Source organism: Haloechinothrix sp. LS1_15, from assembly GCF_033042135.1.
Classification (GTDB): domain Bacteria; phylum Actinomycetota; class Actinomycetes; order Mycobacteriales; family Pseudonocardiaceae; genus Haloechinothrix.
The window spans coordinates 1-18356 of record NZ_WBXM01000019.1; the positions used below are offsets into that span (position 1 = coordinate 1).

Here is an 18356-nt window from a genome sequence, read left to right on the forward strand (position 1 = left end):
TCGCCCGGCGCCGCTGCGACGTCCTGTTCGCCATGCTGCGCAACGGCACCTACTACCAACCCGCCCAGCCCGCACCGAAGGAAAAACTCCCGGCAGCCGCTTGACCAACCCCATAGGGACACCCCCCATCGCTGCCGCCACCCCCTTCCCAGAGCCGGACAGCATCAGGTGCCATGACCATCGCCCGGGATCCGGGTTCGTTCCAGAGCACAATGCCGTCGGTGGTCTGGTCCTCGGTAGGGATTCGGCGGGGACCTTTGGCGATACCGGCAGCCGGGCCCGAACTGCGGGTCGTGGGTCACCACAGCCCGGGACCAACGTCTCATGCCTGGAGCACCTACCGTGCAGCATGCTCGCGAGATGACAGCCGAGAACGCCCGCCACACCGTCGTCGATGTTCAGGTCGACGGCCGCGCACAGCTACCGGGGGCCGATCGCTACGCCCGCGACAAGGTCACCCGGCTGTTGCGGCTGGCGCCCGAGCCGGTGCTGTTCGCACGGGTGCGGCTGAGCGAGCACCGCAACCCGGCCGTGTCCCGGCCGGTGACCGCGCAGGCCAACCTGGACGTCAATGGGCGACTGGTGCGCGCCCAGGTCGCAGGTGCCACCGCGTGGGAGGCGATCGACCGCCTCGACGACCGCCTGCGGCAGCGGTTGAAGCGCATCGCCCAGCACTGGCAAAGCCGCCGCGGCCAGCGGCCATCCACCGCACCGCATGAGTGGCGGCACGGCAGCGAACCCAGCCACCGGCCCCGTTACTTCCCGCGCCCCGAACACGAACGCCGGATCATCCGGCGTAAGGCCTTCACCATCCACCGCAGCACCCTGGACGAAGCCGCGACCGATCTCGACCTGATGGACTACGACTTCTGGTTGTTCACCGAAACCGGAACCGGCAAGGACAGCGTGCTTTACCACGCAGGAGCCACCGGCTACCGGATCGCCCAGACCGACCCATCGACCTCGGATGAACTCGCCCCCCACCATGTGCCCGTGACCATCAGCCCCCACCCGGCCCCGGAACTGGCTCCCAGCGACGCCACCACACGGCTGACCCTGACCGCCCTGCCGTTCGTGTTCTTTCTCAACACCGAACGAGGTCGTGGCAGCGTGCTCTATCACCGCTACGACGGCCACTACGGCCTCATCACCCCCGCCGACCCGTAGTAACGCGGGGGGCCGAGGCCGTCCCGGTGGTAGGCATCAGCCGAACTGCTCGATACCCAGCCTGATGACCATGACGGTCACGACCACGATCAGCACGGCACGTACGAAGCCGGAACCGCGGCGCAGCGCGGTCCTCGCCCCGATGCGGGCACCGGCGATGTTGCACACGGCCATGGCCGTTCCGATGAGCCACAGCACCTGACCGTGGGCTGCGAAGACGGCGAGTGCTCCGAGGTTCGTGCCGACGTTGACGACCTTCGCCAGTGCCGTGCTCTTGAGGAATTCCATGGACAGCACGCTGGTGAACACCATGATGAGGAACGTGCCGGTGCCGGGGCCGAAGATGCCGTCGTAGAAACCGATCACGCATCCGGCGAGTGCGATCACGAACAGCCGCCTGTTCCGGCTGGTCACGTTCGTGCGCTGGCGGGCACCGAAACCGGGCCTGGCCGCGACGAAGAGCGCCACCGCGATGAGCAGCACCATGATGATCGGCCGGAACCAGTCGGCGGGCAGCGAGGCGGCAGTCAGCGCTCCCAGGCCCGCGGCAGGCACGGCCAGACCGGCCGCGGGTAGCGCAACGGAGCGGTCCAGCGGGGTGTGGCGTGCGTACGTGACGGCCGCGACCGCCGTTCCGGTGATGGCGGTGAGCTTGTTCGTCCCAAGCGCCACAGCAGGTGGTAGGTGGGGAAAGGCAACCATCAGCGCGGGGATGAGCACGAGTCCGCCGCCGCCAACCACCGCGTCCACCCAGCCCGCGGCCGCCGCGGCAGCCAGCAACGCTCCTACACCAACAGCATCCACAGCACAGATCCCCCCCGACAGCGAGTAGCACCGGCCGAACGGACAGTCGACACCGCCTCGGGCGGCCCGGATGGTCGACCGCGGCACGCGACGACAGGCTGCGGGTGACAGCCGCACGGTAGGGTAGCCGAGATCGGGATGCGGCGCCGGACGCTCCCGTTGTGGGTGGCCGGTTCACCATGCAGGCTGCTGGTGGCCACCACGGCGGTGGTTGATGCCGTCACGGAGACGAGCCCGCCGGGCGGCACGCTCTGGTTGTTCACGTTGTCGATCGCGTGGTGCTGTTCGCTCATGCGTGGCTGGCCACGATCCCTCGCCTCGTCGGCCGGTAGACGGTCGCCGCTGACCTCTCTCGGTGAAACGGGAGGCAGGGCGCCCGGCTGCGATGTACGATCCGCCCATGGGCGGCAGATCCGACACGACGCAACGATTGCGCGACCTCGCGCGGCTGCGCCGGGTCCGGGACCGGATCGACCGCGAGTACGCCCGGCCCTTGGATGTCGAGGCGCTGGCCCGTGGTGTCAACATGTCGGCCGGGCATCTCAGCCGCGAGTTCCGGCTCGCCTACGGCGAGTCGCCGTACGCCTATCTGATGACGCGGCGTATCGAGCGGGCGATGGCGCTGCTGCGGCGCGGCGATCTCACCGTCACCGAGGTGTGCTTCGCGGTCGGCTGCTCATCGCTTGGCACCTTCAGCACCCGCTTCGCCGAGCTGGTCGGCGTGCCACCGAGTGTCTACCGGCGTGACGCGGCGAGCGCGACAGCGGGCATGCCGCCGTGCGTGGCCAAGCAGGTGACCAGACCGATCAGGAATCGAGAAGCGCGGGTCACCGAGCCGAAGCTAGCGTGACCGCCATGGATATCATCATTCACTCGACATTCCTCCCGCACGACGACCCGGAGGCCTCCCTGGCCTTCTATCGCGACGCCCTCGGATTCGAGGTCCGTAACCAGGTCGAATACGGCGGCATGCACTGGAACACAGTCGGGCCTCCGAAACAGCCCGAGGTGAACATCGTCCTGTACCCGCCGGGCGCCGAGCCCGGCGTCACCGAGGACGAGCGGCGCACCATAACTGAGATGATGGCCAAGGGAACCTACGCCAGCATCATGTTGGCCACCAGCGACCTCGAAGGCGCCTTCGAGCGGGTGCGGGCCAGCGGTGCCGAGGTCATGCAGGAACCGACCGATCAGCCGTGGGGTGCTCGCGACTGCGCCTTCCGCGACCCCGCAGGCAACATGGTCCGGATGCAGCAGCGGCGCTGAGCCCGAGGTAAAGGAGCCGACCATCATGCTCTCGCTCGATAACGTCACCCTCGGTGTGCCGGATGTGCCGGACGCGCACGAGTTCTACACCTCAGTGCTATCGCCCACCGCCACCGGCGGTGGCCAGTTCGTGCAGCTCGACATGCACGGGACTGGGCAGCTATCGCTGCACGGGATCGAGGAGCTCACCTCGGATGCGGGCGCGGATCCGGCGACATCGGGCTTCCGCGGCTACATCGTGTCGTACGTGGTCAGCCAGCCCAGTGAGGTCGCGTCCTTGGTGGATGCCGCATCCCGGAACGGGGCGAAGGTGCACAAGCCTGCGAAGAAGGCGCTGTTCGGTGCGTTCTCCGGGGTGTTCCAAGCCCCGGACGGCGCGGTATGGAAGGTGGCTGCACCCACCAAGAAGGACACCGGCCCCGCAGGGGACCCTCCGCTGCCGACCGAAACCGGGATCATCCTCGGCGTCTCCGACCCGAAGGTGTCCAGAGCCTTCTACGTGGCACTCGGTATGACGGTCGACAGGGATTACGGCACCTCGTACATCGATTTTCACCCGAACCCTGGGACGTGCCGGTTCTGCCTGATGCCGCGTAAGGACCTCGCCAAGGACGTGGGCATCGACCGCGATGGTGCGGGATCCAGCGCCATGGTCCTCGACCGCAGGGCAGGTTCCCGGCATGAGGTCGACGCCCGACTGGCCGAGGCGGTGGCCGCAGGCGGCCAGGTCGCAGTGGCGGCCGCGGAGACTTCCGGGGGCGACTACGTCGGGTACTTCACTGACCCGGACGGTTTCCTGTGGAAGGTGTCGTCGGCGTGACGGATGGGAGCAGGATGAGCACGGCCTCCAGCACCGACACCAGGGCGCCCGCGCGGCACCCGGCCGATGGCCACGACCGGATCCGCGTGCACGGAGCGCGCGAGAACAACCTCCGTGACATCAGCGTCGAGCTCCCTAAGCGCAGGCTGACGGTGTTCACCGGGGTGTCCGGTTCGGGCAAGAGCTCGCTGGTTTTCGACACGGTCGCCGCCGAGTCGCAACGGATGATCAACGAGACCTACAGCGCGTTCGTGCAGGGCTTCATGCCTACCCTCGCCCGGCCCGACGTGGACGCGCTCGACGGGTTGACCACGGCGATCATCGTCGATCAGGAGCGGATGGGCGCCAACATCCGCTCCACCGTCGGCACCGTGACCGACGCCAACGCGATCCTGCGGCTGTTGTTCAGCAAGGTGGGCGAGCCGCACATCGGTCCCCCGACCGCCTTCGCGTTCAACGTCCCTGCCCGGAAAGCAAGCGGTGTCATGACCAGCGCCACGGGCGAAAAAACCATCGTGCGGGATGCCATCTACCACGGCGGCATGTGCCCGGGCTGTGAGGGCAGGGGGCAGGTGTCGGATCTCGACGTGTCGCAGCTCTACGACGAGACCAAGTCGCTCAACGAGGGCGCGATCACGATCCCTGGTTACAAGGCAGGCGGATGGTCGGTGCGGTTCTACACGGATTCGGGGTACTTCGACCCCAACAAGCCGATCCGCGACTACACCGGGACCGAGCTGCACGATCTGCTGTACCGCGAGGACACCAAGATCAAAATCGGTGGCACCAACATGACCTACCAGGGTCTGGTGCCGCAGGTGCGCAAGTCGTTCCTCGCCAAGGACCGGGAGGCCATGCAGCCCCATATCCGCGCCTTCGTGGATCGGGCCGTCACGTTCAAGGCGTGCCCCGATTGCGGCGGGACCCGCCTGAGCGAGTCGGCCCGGTCCTCGAAGGTAGGTGGGCTCACCATCGCCGACGTCTGCGCCATGCAGATCAGCGACCTCGCCGAGTGGGTGCGCGGGCTGACGGAGCCAGCCGTGGCGCCGCTGCTGACGGCATTGGGCGAGCTGCTCGACTCGTTCGTGGAGATCGGGCTGGGCTACCTCTCGCTCGACCGGCCTTCCGGCACCCTCTCTGGCGGCGAGGCGCAGCGGATCAAGCTGCTCAAACAGCTCGGCTCGGCGCTGACCGACGTCACCTACGTGTTCGACGAACCGACCATCGGGTTGCACCCGCATGACATCCAGCGGATGAACGACCTGCTACTGCGCCTGCGCGACAAGGGAAACACCGTGCTGGTGGTCGAGCACAAGCCGGAGACGATCACGATCGCCGACCACGTCGTCGATCTCGGCCCCGGTGCTGGCACCGACGGTGGCGTGATCTGCTTTGAGGGCACCGTGGACGGGCTTCGCACCAGCGACACGGTCACCGGCCGACACCTCGAGGACCGGGCACAGCTGAAGCAAGCGGTGCGGGAGCCTGCGGGCGCGCTCGAAGTGCGCGGTGCGGACCTGCACAATCTTCAGGACGTCGACGTCGACATCCCGCTCGGCGCGCTGGTCGTCGTCACGGGCGTGGCTGGCTCGGGCAAGAGCTCCTTGATACACGGCTCGATCGCCGGGCGCGACGGCGTCGTGACGATCGACCAGAGTGCGATCAAAGGTTCACGACGCAGCAACCCGGCGACCTACACCGGCCTGCTCGAACCGATCCGCAAGGCCTTCGCCAAGGCCAACGGTGTGAAACCCGCGCTGTTCAGCGCCAACTCGGAGGGCGCATGCCCGACCTGCAATGGCAACGGTGTCATCTACACCGAGCTCGGGTTCATGGAAACAGTGTCCACGCCGTGCGAGGACTGTGGCGGCAAGCGGTTCGAGGCTACGGTGCTGGAGTACAAGCTGGGCGGGCGCGATATCAGTGAGGTGCTCGCGATGTCGGTGGCCGAGGCCCGCGAGTTCTTCGGCGCCGGCGAGGCGCGCACCCCGGCCGCGCACACGATCCTCAACCGTGTCGCCGACGTCGGGCTCGGCTACCTCACCCTGGGCCAGCCGCTCACCACGCTGTCCGGCGGCGAGCGGCAGCGCCTCAAGCTGGCGACCCACATGGCCGAGGACGGCGGTGTCTACATCCTCGACGAGCCGACGACCGGCCTGCACCTCGCCGACATCGAGCAGCTGCTCGGCCTGCTCGACCGGCTCGTCGACTCCGGCAAGTCGGTCATCGTCATCGAGCACCACCAGGCGGTGATGGCCCACGCCGACTGGATCATCGACCTCGGCCCCGGTGCCGGTCACGATGGCGGCCGTGTCGTCTTCGAGGGCACCCCCGCCGAGCTCGTCGCCGCCCGCGCCACCCTCACCGGCAGGCACCTCGCGGACTACGTGGGCACAAGCGGTTGAGGTGGACGGCGACGGTCCCGCTACCGCGGTGGATGGTCATTCATCCGGAAGGTCAGCGAGGTGCGTGTGACCTCCCCTGTGGTCTGGAGCCGGTGCAGCGGCCGCCCGTCGCCGGCGCCGTTCAGCTCGGGCCCGCGCAGTAGCGTCAGGCTCCCCGGCGCGGTCGACCACTGCCGCTCGACCGTGCCCTGCCTGTCGGTGCACAGCGACAGCGTCCCGGTGCCCTCGACGGTGACGATCGCGACCAGCAGGCGGTACCGCTTGCCGTCCCGGTGTACCCCGATGCCGCCGGAGCCCGCGGGGTAGCGCTGCACCGCCACCTCGTTCGGCTCCCACCCGGCGACACCACGCACCTGGTGCCCGTGCCGGTGCACCAGCCGGGCCAGTTCGCTTCGCACCTTGTCGATCGCGGGCCAGTTCGCGACGTCGTCGCCGTGGAGAAAGAACTGCGCGCCGTGCTGGCGAACCTCGTACGGCCCCACGCGGTCGGGCATGGCCTCGAACGCCGCGTCGCCGAGCTCGCGTGCCAGCACCTCACGGAACGGTTCGGTCAGCGCGTGATGCACGAACGCCCCACCGGAGTGGGCCGTCTCGCGTAGCGGCCGCTCCAGGTTGAGCTCCGGTAGTAACGCCCTCATCACCTTGTATGGTGCCACCGCCCCGGGTGGCGCGCCTGTGTGACGAGCGCGGCGCGTCACGCGTCAGTGCCGGGTGGCCTCGCGCAGCTCGCCGAACGCCGCGACAAGCGCGGGCAGCTGGTAGTGGGCGTTGAGCCCGCTCGGGTTGGGCAGTGCCCAGAGGGGCGCGCCGCGCACGGTGTGGGGTTGCTTGCCGACGCGCGCGTTCGGCCGGTCGAAGGCGGTGCGGTAGGCGCTGATCCCGACGATCGCGACGGCCAGCGGGTGATACCGCTCGACGAGCTCGCCCAACCGCTCGGCCCCGTCGCGCAGCTCGGCCGTGCTGAGCTCGTCCGCCCTCGCGGTGGTGCGGGCCGCGAGGTTGGTGATACCGATGCCGTGGTCGAGCAGTTCGTCCTGCTCGCTCGGGTCGAGCTGCCGCGGCGTGAACCCGGCCCGGTGTAGTGCCGCCCAGAACCGGTTGCCCGGCCTGGCGAAGTGGTAGCCCGTCGCGCCCGAGTACAACCCTGGGTTGATGCCGCAGAACAGGACGGATAGGCCGGGAGCGATCACGTCGTCGATGGTGCGGTCGCGGGCAGCCGCCAGCTGCTCGGGCGTCGGTCGGGCCATGGACACCACGTTAGCCGCGATCGGCGATCCCACGGTTACCGTGCCAGCTCCTCACAGCTGCGGACCACGAGCCGCGCGGCGTGGCGCTGGGCGTTGTCCAGTACGGGGCTCTCGGCGTAGGCGCGCCAGCGCCACAACGCGCCGAACAGCGCCTCCCGGTACGGCGGGCTACCCGGCGGGTAGTCGCGGTCCAGGTTGAGCCGGGCTGCGGCGCGGGTGCCGTTGGCGCCCGCGAGCCGGGCCGCCTCGTCGCCGAGCTCGTCAGGCAGCGTGACCCTGCCCGTGGCCAGCCCGCTGAGCAACCGGAGTTCGGCGAGCTCGTGCGCACCGGCGACGATGCTGTCCAGCTCGTCGTGCAGCTCCCGCGCCCCGGCGTTCGGCACGCTCCGCAGCAGCTTGTCCAGCACGATCAGCGCCGCGCGTGCTTTGAGCACCCCGGCGCGGTCGACGAAGTGTTGCCGGATCGCCTCCCTGAGGTCGCTGATGCCGCTGCGCTGCGCGATCTGCGCGGCGAGCGTGGGCATGGTGGTCGCGCCCTGGCGGATCAGCGTGGTCGCCAGCCGCAGCCCGAACAGGCCGAACCGCAGGAGCAGGGCGTGCCGCATCCCTGGGGCGACCGGGGAGCGCAGCTCGGCATCGGCGAAGCGGTCGACGGATATCAGCTGTGTGGCGAGGTCGTCCTTGGGCACGCTCGCCAGCGCGGTGAGCGCGCCGAACTCGGTGTCGTCGATCGTGCGCGCCGCCTCGCCCGCGAGCGCGGCCACCGCGATGGTGTCCTGGCTGAGCTCGCCTGCCCCGGCGGTGTGTCGGTACTTCCTGGCGATCTGCCGCGCCGAGATCAGCGCGTCGACCCGGCAGGCGCCGAGTTCGTCAGCGCGGGAGAGCACGGTCAGCGTGTGCACCGGAGCGGCGGCCGCGATCGGATGCTGGTGGAGCTCGCGCAGTGGCGCGGTACTCGCCGTGGTAGCGCGATGCGGGTCGGGTACGAGGCACAGCGCAGCATCGGCGTCGGCGGTGTGCGCGGTGAGCCGTTGCTCGCTCGCGTGATCGCCAGCCGCGGGCGCGTCGAGCACCGTGAGCTCTTGCAGCGAACGGCTCGGCCAGTCGACCGCCGCGTGCTGGGCCTCGGTTCCCGGTAGGTCGCCGAGGTCCGTTGCCAGGCCACGCTCGGCCCGTTCGGCCGGGTACTCGCGGGGCGGCGCGCCCGCGGGGTAGAGCGTCACCCGGGGCGGCGAACCGGCGCGGTACCAGCACGGCACCGCCGTCCCCCCTGACTCGAGCGGCGCGACCTGCGCGCCGACCAGGGCGTTGACGAGGGTGGATTTCCCCGACCGGCCGGGCCCGACCACGGCGAGCCGAAGCGGCTCGTCGAACCGCGCCAGCTGCCTGCCGAGCAGCGCGTTCGCCTCGGCGTGGTCGTGGTAACGCCGCAGCGCCCGGTGCACCAGGTGGGCGGTCCGTTCCGGCAGGTTCATGCCGTCAATCCCAGCGGGCTACCGCGGCTCGCGTCCGCGCTCACCGAGCGCACCCGCGCATGCAGCGTGTTGATGCGCTGCAGTGCGGCGGTGAGCTCCCGCTCGCGCCGGGTGCGCCGCGCGCTGTCGGCATCGATGGTTTCCTTGACCGACTTCGCTTCGGCGGTGAGCTCGGCACGTCGCTGCTCGGACCACTCCGAGATGTGGTCGCGTAACGCCCGCTGCAGCAGCCGGGCGAGGTCCTTGGTCTCCTTGCTGTAAGTGAGGAAAAACCCGTCGACGTGGCGCTGTGCGGCGGTCTTGGCGCTGGCCTGACGGCGTTTGAGCCGCGCCGCACGCTCCTCGAACACGGCCTTGATGCCGAACGCCGCGCCTGCGGCGATCGACAGCGGGTTGATCAGCGGCATGTCGACCAGCGTGCTCGCCAGCCCGACCATGAGCAGCCCACCGTAGGAGCCACGGATCCCGACGAACAGTTTCGCGGCCGCGCCGAACCGCTCGAAAGCGGGCATGCGTACCCGGGTGTCCGGCTCGGGCAGCGGTTCGGTCGCGGGCAACGTGGCGAGCAGTTCGGCGTCTGCCGGAGATAGCATGTGCGCGACCTTGCCCGCGACCCCGTCGAACCGTTCCCACAGCCAGGTGATGTTGGCGTCGGCAGCGGCGGCCAGGTTGTCGGTCAGCCACGCTTCGAACTCGTGCCAGCTCTTCTCCGGGTCGGCCTCGTCGAAGTACTCGTCCGCCCGCTGCAGGATCTGCCGGGTGCGGTCGCGAAGGTCGTACTCCACATCGGAGGTCAGGTCGGCGACCTCGTCGGCGAGCACGGTCTGTACCCGGGCCGAGCGCCGCTGCACCTCCTCCAGCTCACGGCCGAGGGCGCGCCACCTGGCCACCGCGGGCCCGGAGTCGGCTTGCCGGGTGGCGGTGAGCTCCTCCCGCAGCGGGGTGCTGAGCTGTTCCAGTGCCATGCCGGTCAGCGTCGCCGCCGACCGGCGGTTCAGCTGTTCCGCGTGGTTGATCCAGTCGCTGCGCAGCCGGGCGAGCAGCGTCTCGAAGCCGGAGTCGCCGTTGAGAACGGTGTCGCCGGAGCGTGCGGCGGCCATCCGCACCGCAGCCGAGACCGGTACCACCGTGGCCGGGATACCCAGCTGCGCGAGCCGGGCACGGTCGGCCGAAAGGACGTCGCGCCACCGCGGCACGATGTCGATCTTGGTGAAGGCGATCATCACCGCCGCGCACATCGTGCTGATGCGGGTCAGCAGGTCCAGTTCGGTCTCCGACAGTTCGGCGGTGGCGTCGGAAGCGATGAGCACGGCATCGGCGGCGAACACTTCGGACAGCGCGGCTGCCGTGCTCGGCGAGTCGGGCCCGGCGATCCCAGGGGTGTCGACCAGGGTCAGCCCGTCGGCCAGCAGCGGGGCAGGCAGCCCGATCTGCGCGCGGACGGGTCCGGAATCGCCGCGCGCCACGGAGTTGGCGCGCGCCGTCGCCGACTCGACGGGGGTCTCGGTGCGCTCGGCTGCCCGGTTGGCGCTTTCCAGCGCGTGAGCGTGCCCGCCCGCGCTGACGATCTCCGCTGCCGGGGTGGCGTTGTGCTCGATCACGGCGGGCGCCCTGGTCGTCAGCTCGTCACCGACGGCGCACACCGGCGCGTTGAGCAGCGCGTTGACCAGCTGGCTCTTGCCCTGGCCTCGCTCGCCGAGCACGACGACGCGCAGCTTCCCCCTGCCGAGCTGGTGCCGCCGGTGCCGCAATCGCCAGCCGAGGTCGGGGCGGTCACGGGCGGTGCATTCCTTGATGGCCTCATCGAGCAGGCTCAACCACGACGCCGTCATCAGCCGTCCGGACGGTCAGGCACGCACCGGCGGAGCGGCGGGTCCGACGGGTGCGGCACACGACGCTGCCCGCCGGGATGACGGTCGGAAAGGGGGTGCGGTGGGCGGCTATGGACCGCCACCCGTACCGCCGCAGGCGCCCGTGCCGCTGCCCGCCCCGCATGACCCGACCTGTGCATGGATCCCAGTGTGCCTTGCTAGCCCTTTCAGGTGAAGATCGGCAAGGGAAGCGGGCCGTTGAGCACGACAACCCGGAACCGGCGCGGGAGCGCCGGGCACGCGCACGACGCTCCCGCGCGTCTGGCAGTTGTCAGCCGCCTGCCAGGCCGTCGAGGGTGCCGCTGGGCTCGGATAGCGAGTCCTGCGGCGTCCCGGTGAGGTCGCCGACCGGGCTGTCGCTGACGAGATCCCCGGAGGAGGACACCTGGCCCGGCTCCCCTGAGGTGTCACCGTTCGCGGAGCCCTCGGCGCGGGCGCTCCCGCTCGCCTCCGCCCCGCCGGAGCCGCCGTCCTGTTCGGGCAGCGGGTTGGCCACCGGAAGGTCGGAGGGAACGTCGCTCGGTACGTCCTCCGGAAGCTCCCCTGGCAGCTCCCCGGCCATCGGGTCGTCGATCCGGCCGGCGCCCGCTCCCGGCAGGTCGAACGGCAGCTCGCCAGCAACGCCTGCGAGCGGGTCGGCAGGGACGCCGTCGAGCACGTCCGGGCCCGCGGGCATCGCGGTGTCGGCGGGCGGTATCTGCCCGTCGAGCGGGTCGCCACTGGACGGTAGGCCGGAGGTCGGGTCGCCGACCGGGGCACCGCCGGTCGGGGCCGGGGAGTCGTAGGGATCGCCGGGCAGCGTGTCCGCGCCGGAGCTCAGCGCGTCGCTGAAGGCGTCACCGCCGGTCGAGAGGTAACCGGCGAGGCCGCTGGCAGCGGCTGCGCCGTTGGCGTCGCCACCCGCGTCCAACCCGCCACCGGCGAACTCGGCGGAGAACGTGCCGTTGAGACCCGACGCGTCACCCCCGAAGCCGGTGTTGACGCTGTCGAGGGGGGAACCGCTGGTGGTCGATGCCGAGAACCCGTCGGCGCCGCCGTTGAAGCCGCCGCTCCAGTGGGCGGTGCCGTCGTAGCCCCCCTCCAGCGAGGTCCCGCTCAGCGAGCCGGATGCACTGCCGGAAACCGGGCCGAACGGGGAGTCGGCGGCGAACCCGCCGCCAGCTTCCTGCGGTGCCAAGCCCGCAGAGGCCACTCCCGAGAACTGGGCGCCGTCGATGGCGGCGCTGCCGTAGGCGGCCTCACTGGCGCCGGGCTGGAACACGCCCCCGCCGCCGGTGACCGAGCCGAGCGGCGACTCGCCTCCGGCGAAGCCGGTGGTTCCGGTGTCCGCGGTGCTTGCCACGTGGGCGACCGCCTGCAGCTGCTCGATCGCGTCGGCCGACGGCAGCGTGGCCGGGTCGACGGCTGCGAGGCCGGGCCCCTCGTCGAGGACGAGCGGGATGACCTCCTGGACGTCCGTGGCGGTGACGTCCTGCAGGCCCGCGCTGCTCAGCGCGGCCGCCGGGTCGGCGCTGAACGAGGCGCGCGCCCCTTCGTCGGTGAGCAGGTTGAGCACGAAATCGCGCAGGGTCAGATCTTGCATCAGTGTGAGTATCTCCTTGCCAGTAATCCCCAAATAGACACGTTCAGGCTATGAATCAGGAGAAACCAACACATCGGGGCTCACTCCCTGTTGTTCATCTCGTCCGGATAGGTGACAGTAGGGGATCCGATAGGGGGACTAGGGGATCTAAGGTTGTCCTGCACGGGGGCAGGTGACGGCACGCGAGCGTCGTGGCACGGCGACGGACTCGGAGGGAAACGGCACGGATGCCTTATGCCCTGGGAATGGACATCGGCAACAGCAGCGCGCGTGCGGCGGTGTCGCGGCTGCGGGGCGGGGCGTGGGCGGCCCCGGAACCGCTCTCTCTGGAAGGGACGGACGAAACGGTCGAATCCACGCTGTTCGTCACCGGAGACGGCACGGTGCTGGCGGGCAGCCGCGCCCGATCGCACGCGAGCGCCGAGCCCGCCCGGTCTGTTCGGGACGTTCTGGACAGGGTGGGCGATCCGGTTCCGCTGCTGCTGCCGAGCGGCCCCTGGCCAGCGGCCGGGCTGGTGGCGAGTTTCGCCGCATGGATCGCCGAGCGTGCCACGGAACGCGAGGGCGAGCCTCCGGAACGGATCGCCGTGACCCACCCGAGCTCGTGGGGGCCTTACCGGTGTCGTGTCCTGCGGGAAGCCCTGCACGGCGCTGGTCTCGGTGACACGCTGCTGCTGCCCGGCGTCGCCGCTGTCGCGGAAGCTTACGGCGCGCGGGAAGGGGCCGCTGCGGGGGCCACGCTCGGGGTGTGCCTCCTCGGCGGCGCGCGTGCCTGCGCGGCGGTCGTGCGGCGCGAGCGGTCCGGTTTCGACGTCCTCGCCTACGGCACCGTGCCGGACGGCAGGCCGGGAAGGCGGATCGACGACCTGCTCGCCGACCACGCCCTCGCCCGCGCGGGATCAGCGACAGGGAACGCGAACGGTGCCGCACCGGCAGGCGCGATGGACCGATTGCGCGCCGGATGCAGGCAGGCCAAGGAAGACCTCGCGACCGAGCAGCACGCCGAGGTGCCCGTTCCGATGCGGGGCGGCCTGGAACGGGTGAGCGTCAGCCGGGCGGAGCTGGATCGGCTCGCCAGGCCGGTCGTCGCGACGGCGCTGCGGGCCGCGCGCGACGTGCTGGCGCCGGTGCCGGACGAGCATCGGGGAACCGTCCTCCTCGCGGGCGGCACCGCCAGGATGCCGCTGGCCGTCGAGCTGGCCCCTGCGACGCTGACCTGGCCCGTGGTCACCCCAGGAGATCCGGCAAGGGCGGCGGCGCTCGGCGCGGCCGTGGCCGCCCGGCCGGGTCGCGCCGGTGAGCCGGACAGCGAACCGGACGGTGAGCGGGCGGAGCTGGTCACCGGTTCCCCGCCCGCCGCCGGACCCTTCGGCCAGGCAGGCAACGGGCGGATCGCAGCGCCCGGCGGTAGCGACGAGGGTGAGTGGCGTGAGTCGCCGCCACCGCGCCCGCCCGTCAGCATCACCCCGCTCGAACCACCACGATCGCGGCGGCGCATGTCGTTGCCACTGCCCCGGCCGAAACGGTGGCAGCGCGAGCGCGAGGAGGAACGCGCATGACACCGCCGGTGCCGGAGCCTGCCAGCGCGACGCTCGACGCGCCCATCCTGGACGGACCGACGGAACGGCTGTGCGCGGGCATCGCGGACGGCGCCCTCGCGCCGGTCAAGCTGGCCGTTGTCGCCCCCGGCCAGTACGGCAAGACCGCGCTGCTCGACCACCTGGAACGCGCTTGCGCGGGCAACGGCATGACGGTGGCGCGCTACCAGCCGTACGCGCCACCTCCCGCCGACCTGCTCGCCGAGCGGGAGTTGCTGGTGCTCGTCGACGATGCGCACGAGCTGGATCCCGCCGAACTGGCCACGCTGTCCCGGCTGGCCGCGGACGCGCGCGTGGGGATCGTGCTCGCCGCGCGCCCGATGCCACGGCCCGACGGGCTAGACGCGTTGCTCGGCAGGCTACGCGGGCAGATCGTGTTGCGACCCTTCGACGTAGGGCAAGTCCACTCGTGCCTGCGTGCCGCTGGCGCCACCGCAGTATCGCGCGAGCTGGCGCGCACTGTCCAGCGGTGCACCGGCGGTGTTCCCGGGTTCGTGGCCGAGATCGCCCGCGCGACATCCGGGGACGCTTCCGGACACCCGGCGCAGCCCGCTGACGGGGACGCGTGTGCGGCGTGCGTGGCACCGGTGTACCACGAGCTGCAGCAGGCCCGCGCGGATACGATGACCGTGCTGCTCGCCGCCGAAGCCGGGGCCAGCCTGGATCTGGAGCTGCTCGCCGAGCTGCTCGATACCGGGCAGGACGATGTCGCGGCGGTGCTCGAAACCGCCCGAGCGACAGGCCTGTTCGACGCCGACGGTGCGCTGCTGCAGGTCGGTGCCCACGCGCTGCGTTCCTTCGTGCCCGCCGAACGCAGGGACGCCATGCGGCAGCGGATCGTCGAGCTGCGGATGCGGGACAGGCAGCCGGTGCTGCCGACGGTGCTGCCCTGGATGGACAGCGGGCACACCGGGAGCGGCTTCGCCCCGGCGTTCACCACCGCGGCCGAGGAGGTGATGGGGCAGGACCCCGCGCTCGCGGCCAGGCTTTTCGATGCCGCCGTGCGTGCTGGGCGCCCGCTGCCGTCGGTCGCGAGCCGGTGGGCGGAGGCCGCCGCCCGTTCCGGTGAGATGGACACCGCGCTGCGGCTCGCCGACCACGCGATCGCCTCCGAACAGGCGCACGCCAGGGATGAAGGTGCCCAGATCGCGGCGATCGCCCACGCGCACCGGGGCCAGCTGGCACGCAGCGCCGAGGTCGCCCGCTGGGCAGGCACGGGCTACGCGGCGGTGTGGGCGGCCATCGCCGACACCGCGACCGGAGGGCTCGCCGATGCCGAACGGGAGCTGCACGGCGCCAACGGGAGGGCGCAGGCCCCCACGCTGCGGCTCGGCGCTGCTGCCTCGCTTGCGCGGGGGATCGTGGATTCGGTGAGCCGCCCCGCGGACAGTGTGCTGTCCACACTGGTCACTGCTGCCGATGAGCTGGAGCCGGCTGGGCGTGACATGCTGCTGGCGGATAGCCCAGCCGCGTTGGCCGCGATCGCCGCGATGCACACCGCAGACCTCGACCTCGCCGAGACCGTGTTGGAGCGCGCTCTCGCCACGGGCGCCGGAGGTGCCACCCTGCGCCCCAGGCAACACCTGCTCCACGCGTGGGCAGCGCTGCTGCGCGGGGACACGGGGGTCGCCGCGGAGCGCAAGGCAGCCGTGGCGCGCCCGCTGGCACCGAGGGACGAGTTGTTCGCGGTCGCGCTCGACGTCGGCATCGCGCGCAGGGAACGGGACCGCGGGGCGTTGAGCGAGGCCTGGACCCGTGCGAGTACCACCGTGATCCGGCTTCCCTCGGACCTGTTCACGCTGCTGCCGCTCGGCGAGCTCGTGGTGGCTGCGGCCAGGCTGGGCGAGCCCGAGCGGGTCGGCGGTCCGCTGCGGCGTTCGCTCGAGCTGCTGCGCGAGCTCGGTGAGCCGCCGCTGTGGTCCGGCCAGCTGCACTGGTCCCGGCTGCACGCCGCACTGGTGACCGACGACAGCGGCCGGGCATCCGCGTGCGCGGCAGCGCTGGCCACCTGCGCCGAACGGGAGCCGCGGCTCGCGCCGCTCGGTGTGGCTGCGCGCTGCTGGCTCGGCACGATGACCGGCGATATCGACGTCGCCGCCGTCGAGAATGCAGCGGACGGGCTGGCGGGTGCCGGGTTGCGGTGGGAAGCGTCGCGGCTGGCCGGGCAGGCGGCGATCCGCGTAGCCGACCGCGCGGACATGCGGCGGTTGCTCAACCGTGCCAGGGCGTGGCACGAGCACGGCGGGACGGGGCCGCCTGCCGACGGCGCAGGCGCGGCAGCCCCTGCTGGCGCCGGTGCGTTGAGTGCCAGGGAACGAGAGGTGGCCGAGCTGGTCGTTGCGGGCATGACGTACAAGCAGGTCGGTGCCCGGCTGTTCATCTCGGCCAAGACCGTCGAGCATCACGTGGCCAGGATGCGCCAGCGTCTCGGGTGCACCAGCCGCGCCGAGCTGCTGTCGCAGCTGAGCACGCTGCTCGGGCGGTGAGCCTGCGGGGTGAGCGCGGTGCCGGTACCCGATGATCCGAATCTTCTTCACATCGCGCTCGTTGAGAAGGCCACGGTAGCGAGGTGATAAGGAGATCCGCCGATGCTCAGCGTGTTCAGCCGTTTCAGCTTGCTCAGCCTGGTCACGGCGCTCGTGCTGACCGCTGTCACCGCCGGTACGGCGGCTGCGAGCGCGGGTGCCCACGAGCCCGACGACGTGTGCATCCCTGGCGTTCCCGAGACCGACCCGCTCGATGCGGGCCCGGTGGAGATCTGCATGAGCGTGTTCCAACCGGCGGATGCGGCGGGGAACAACCGGGTTCCGGTGCTGCTGCACAGCCACGGCTGGGGCGGCAGTCGCACGTCCTCACCCGGCTCGTTCCAGCGCTACCTCGACGCGGGGTTCGGCGTCGTCAGCTTCGACCAGCGTGGCTTTGGGGACAGCGGCGGTAAGGCGCACGTGCAGGATCCGGAGTTCGAGGGGCAGGACGTCATCGCCGTCATCGACTACATCGCCGGGTTGGACTGGGTCGAGCGCAAGGGGCCGGACGATCCGGTCCTCGGCGCGATCGGTGGCTCCTACGGCGGCGGCTTCCAGCTCGCCGGGGCGTTCACCGAGATCGCGCGGACCGGGGACACCCGCTTCGACGCGCTCGCCCCGCAGATCACCTGGCACTCGCTGCCAGAGAGCCTCGCACCGCAGGAGGTGGTACGCAGCAGCTGGACCAGCCTGCTCTACGCCGCGGGCGCGGGCGCGCACACCTCGACCGTGCACGCCGGTTTCGCCGAAGGAGTGGCCACAGGCGACTGGCCAGCCACGATGGACGAGTTCTTCCGAGAGAACGGCCCCGAGTTCCACGTCGAGCAAGGCAGGAAGCTGGACATCCCGGTGCTGCTGCGGCAGGGGACCAGCGACAACCTGTTCGCGCTGGACCAGGCGATCAAGAACTTCGACCGGGCGCTCACCGGCAAGGCGCGGCGCGACAGCCTCCTCGTCGGCTACAACGGTGGCCACGCATTGCCGAACGCGCTGCCTGCCGGGGACGCCGTGGCAGGCGACGCCTGCTCCGAGCGGCTCGCCGGTAGCTACCAGGAGCTGGAGCTGCGGTTCTTCGCCGAACACCTGCAGGGTGCGCCTCCCGAGCTGGACGGGCGCGGGCAGTACCACCTCATGACCGCCCATGGCGATTGCCTGACGGTCGATTCGGTCGCGCCAACCGAGGACTACACGTTGCCCGACATCACTACCACCACGGCAGCGGGCGTGCCGCGTGCCGTGCCGATCGCCGAGGGCCCGCTCACGATCGCGGGTACCCCGTACCTGGACGGCGTCGTGACCGCGCTGGGGTTGGACAGCAGGGCGTTTCTCGCGCTGAGCGTCGGCACCACACCGGCCGACGCCCGGGTGATCCAGAACAACATGCTCCCGCACCGGGAGGAAAGCCTCAACCTCGGCGCGCAGCGGAGTATCGAGCTCCCCTCGGTGGCCGTGCGGGTGCCGGAAGGTGAGTCGCTGTTCCTGACCGTGAGCCCGGTGTCGGACATGTTCGCGCTGCACGGCAGCCGGACGCCGGGTGGCATGCAGCTGACCGACCTCACGGTTCGGCTGCCGGTGCCACAACGAACGGGGTGATCC

General features: G+C 70.9%; 14 protein-coding genes. 8 read left to right on the forward strand and 6 right to left on the reverse strand.

Features of this window, described 5'->3' with window-relative positions; all coding sequences use genetic code 11:
• Positions 1-360 precede the first annotated feature (360 nt).
• Complete coding sequence (locus tag F8178_RS19520; RefSeq protein WP_317496311.1) at positions 361-1167, forward strand: HPF/RaiA family ribosome-associated protein; 807 nt, start codon at positions 361-363, stop codon at positions 1165-1167.
• A gap of 36 nt (positions 1168-1203) precedes the next feature.
• Here the strand turns inward: F8178_RS19520 and F8178_RS19525 are convergent, their stop codons facing one another.
• A complete protein-coding gene (locus F8178_RS19525) occupies positions 1204-1971 on the reverse strand; it encodes a TSUP family transporter (RefSeq protein ID WP_317496312.1) in 768 nt (255 codons plus the stop codon).
• A gap of 400 nt (positions 1972-2371) precedes the next feature.
• Here F8178_RS19525 and F8178_RS19530 point away from each other — a divergent pair, with 400 nt between their 5' ends.
• Genes F8178_RS19530 through F8178_RS19545 form a run of 4 tightly spaced genes read left to right on the forward strand, consistent with a single transcriptional unit; the run spans position 2372 to position 6462 of the window.
• Positions 2372-2821, forward strand: coding sequence for a helix-turn-helix transcriptional regulator (locus tag F8178_RS19530; RefSeq protein WP_317496313.1), 450 nt, complete (start codon positions 2372-2374; stop codon positions 2819-2821).
• A gap of 5 nt (positions 2822-2826) precedes the next feature.
• Complete coding sequence (locus tag F8178_RS19535; protein WP_317496314.1) at positions 2827-3237, forward strand: VOC family protein; 411 nt, start codon at positions 2827-2829, stop codon at positions 3235-3237.
• A gap of 25 nt (positions 3238-3262) precedes the next feature.
• Complete coding sequence (locus tag F8178_RS19540) at positions 3263-4057, forward strand: VOC family protein (RefSeq protein ID WP_317496315.1); 795 nt, start codon at positions 3263-3265, stop codon at positions 4055-4057.
• 14 nt (positions 4058-4071) lie between these two features.
• Positions 4072-6462, forward strand: a complete 2391-nt coding sequence (locus F8178_RS19545) for an excinuclease ABC subunit UvrA (protein ID WP_317496352.1) — start codon at positions 4072-4074, stop codon at positions 6460-6462.
• A 20-nt stretch (positions 6463-6482) separates the two neighbouring features.
• On the opposite strand, the gene F8178_RS19550 is transcribed toward F8178_RS19545, so the two are convergent.
• The 5 genes from F8178_RS19550 to F8178_RS19570 all read right to left on the reverse strand — a co-directional run bounded on the left by F8178_RS19550 (position 6483) and on the right by F8178_RS19570 (position 12637).
• Positions 6483-7100, reverse strand: coding sequence for a hypothetical protein (locus F8178_RS19550; RefSeq protein WP_317496316.1), 618 nt, complete (start codon positions 7098-7100; stop codon positions 6483-6485).
• Positions 7101-7163: 63 nt separating this feature from the next.
• Positions 7164-7709 (reverse strand): G/U mismatch-specific DNA glycosylase, encoded by a 546-nt coding sequence (gene mug / locus F8178_RS19555; protein ID WP_317496317.1) that lies wholly within the window; start codon positions 7707-7709, stop codon positions 7164-7166.
• 35 nt (positions 7710-7744) lie between these two features.
• Positions 7745-9184: a hypothetical protein gene (locus tag F8178_RS19560; protein WP_317496318.1), complete on the reverse strand. Its 1440-nt coding sequence runs from the start codon at positions 9182-9184 to the stop codon at positions 7745-7747.
• The gene (locus F8178_RS19565) at positions 9181-11016 is read right to left on the reverse strand and encodes a dynamin family protein (RefSeq protein ID WP_317496319.1); all 1836 of its coding nucleotides are present in this window, start codon (positions 11014-11016) and stop codon (positions 9181-9183) included. Before F8178_RS19565 ends, F8178_RS19560 begins: the two co-directional genes overlap by 4 nt.
• 310 nt (positions 11017-11326) lie before the next feature.
• A complete protein-coding gene (locus F8178_RS19570; protein WP_317496320.1) occupies positions 11327-12637 on the reverse strand; it encodes an IniB N-terminal domain-containing protein in 1311 nt (436 codons plus the stop codon).
• Positions 12638-12864: 227 nt separating this feature from the next.
• Between F8178_RS19570 and F8178_RS19575 the strand changes: the two genes are divergently transcribed.
• The 3 genes from F8178_RS19575 (at position 12865) to F8178_RS19585 (ending at position 18353) form a co-directional block, all read left to right on the forward strand.
• Positions 12865-14196, forward strand: coding sequence for an Hsp70 family protein (locus tag F8178_RS19575; RefSeq protein WP_317496321.1), 1332 nt, complete (start codon positions 12865-12867; stop codon positions 14194-14196).
• Complete coding sequence (locus tag F8178_RS19580; RefSeq protein WP_317496322.1) at positions 14193-16721, forward strand: helix-turn-helix transcriptional regulator; 2529 nt, start codon at positions 14193-14195, stop codon at positions 16719-16721. Before F8178_RS19575 ends, F8178_RS19580 begins: the two co-directional genes overlap by 4 nt.
• Before the next feature lie 102 nt (positions 16722-16823).
• Positions 16824-18353: an alpha/beta fold hydrolase gene (locus F8178_RS19585; protein ID WP_317496323.1), complete on the forward strand. Its 1530-nt coding sequence runs from the start codon at positions 16824-16826 to the stop codon at positions 18351-18353.
• The last annotated feature ends 3 nt before the right edge of the window (positions 18354-18356 follow it).

Coding starts and splice junctions, on each gene's coding strand:
- F8178_RS19520 (WP_317496311.1), top strand. CDS start 361: ATGACAGCCGAGAACGCCCGCCACACCGTCGTCGATGTTCAGGTCGAC.
- F8178_RS19530 (WP_317496313.1), top strand. CDS start 2,372: ATGGGCGGCAGATCCGACACGACGCAACGATTGCGCGACCTCGCGCGG.
- F8178_RS19535 (WP_317496314.1), top strand. CDS start 2,827: ATGGATATCATCATTCACTCGACATTCCTCCCGCACGACGACCCGGAG.
- F8178_RS19540 (WP_317496315.1), top strand. CDS start 3,263: ATGCTCTCGCTCGATAACGTCACCCTCGGTGTGCCGGATGTGCCGGAC.
- F8178_RS19545 (WP_317496352.1), top strand. CDS start 4,072: ATGAGCACGGCCTCCAGCACCGACACCAGGGCGCCCGCGCGGCACCCG.
- F8178_RS19550 (WP_317496316.1), bottom strand. CDS start 7,100: ATGAGGGCGTTACTACCGGAGCTCAACCTGGAGCGGCCGCTACGCGAG.
- mug (WP_317496317.1), bottom strand. CDS start 7,709: ATGGCCCGACCGACGCCCGAGCAGCTGGCGGCTGCCCGCGACCGCACC.
- F8178_RS19560 (WP_317496318.1), bottom strand. CDS start 9,184: ATGAACCTGCCGGAACGGACCGCCCACCTGGTGCACCGGGCGCTGCGG.
- F8178_RS19565 (WP_317496319.1), bottom strand. CDS start 11,016: ATGACGGCGTCGTGGTTGAGCCTGCTCGATGAGGCCATCAAGGAATGC.
- F8178_RS19570 (WP_317496320.1), bottom strand. CDS start 12,637: ATGCAAGATCTGACCCTGCGCGATTTCGTGCTCAACCTGCTCACCGAC.
- F8178_RS19575 (WP_317496321.1), top strand. CDS start 12,865: ATGCCTTATGCCCTGGGAATGGACATCGGCAACAGCAGCGCGCGTGCG.
- F8178_RS19580 (WP_317496322.1), top strand. CDS start 14,193: ATGACACCGCCGGTGCCGGAGCCTGCCAGCGCGACGCTCGACGCGCCC.
- F8178_RS19585 (WP_317496323.1), top strand. CDS start 16,824: ATGCTCAGCGTGTTCAGCCGTTTCAGCTTGCTCAGCCTGGTCACGGCG.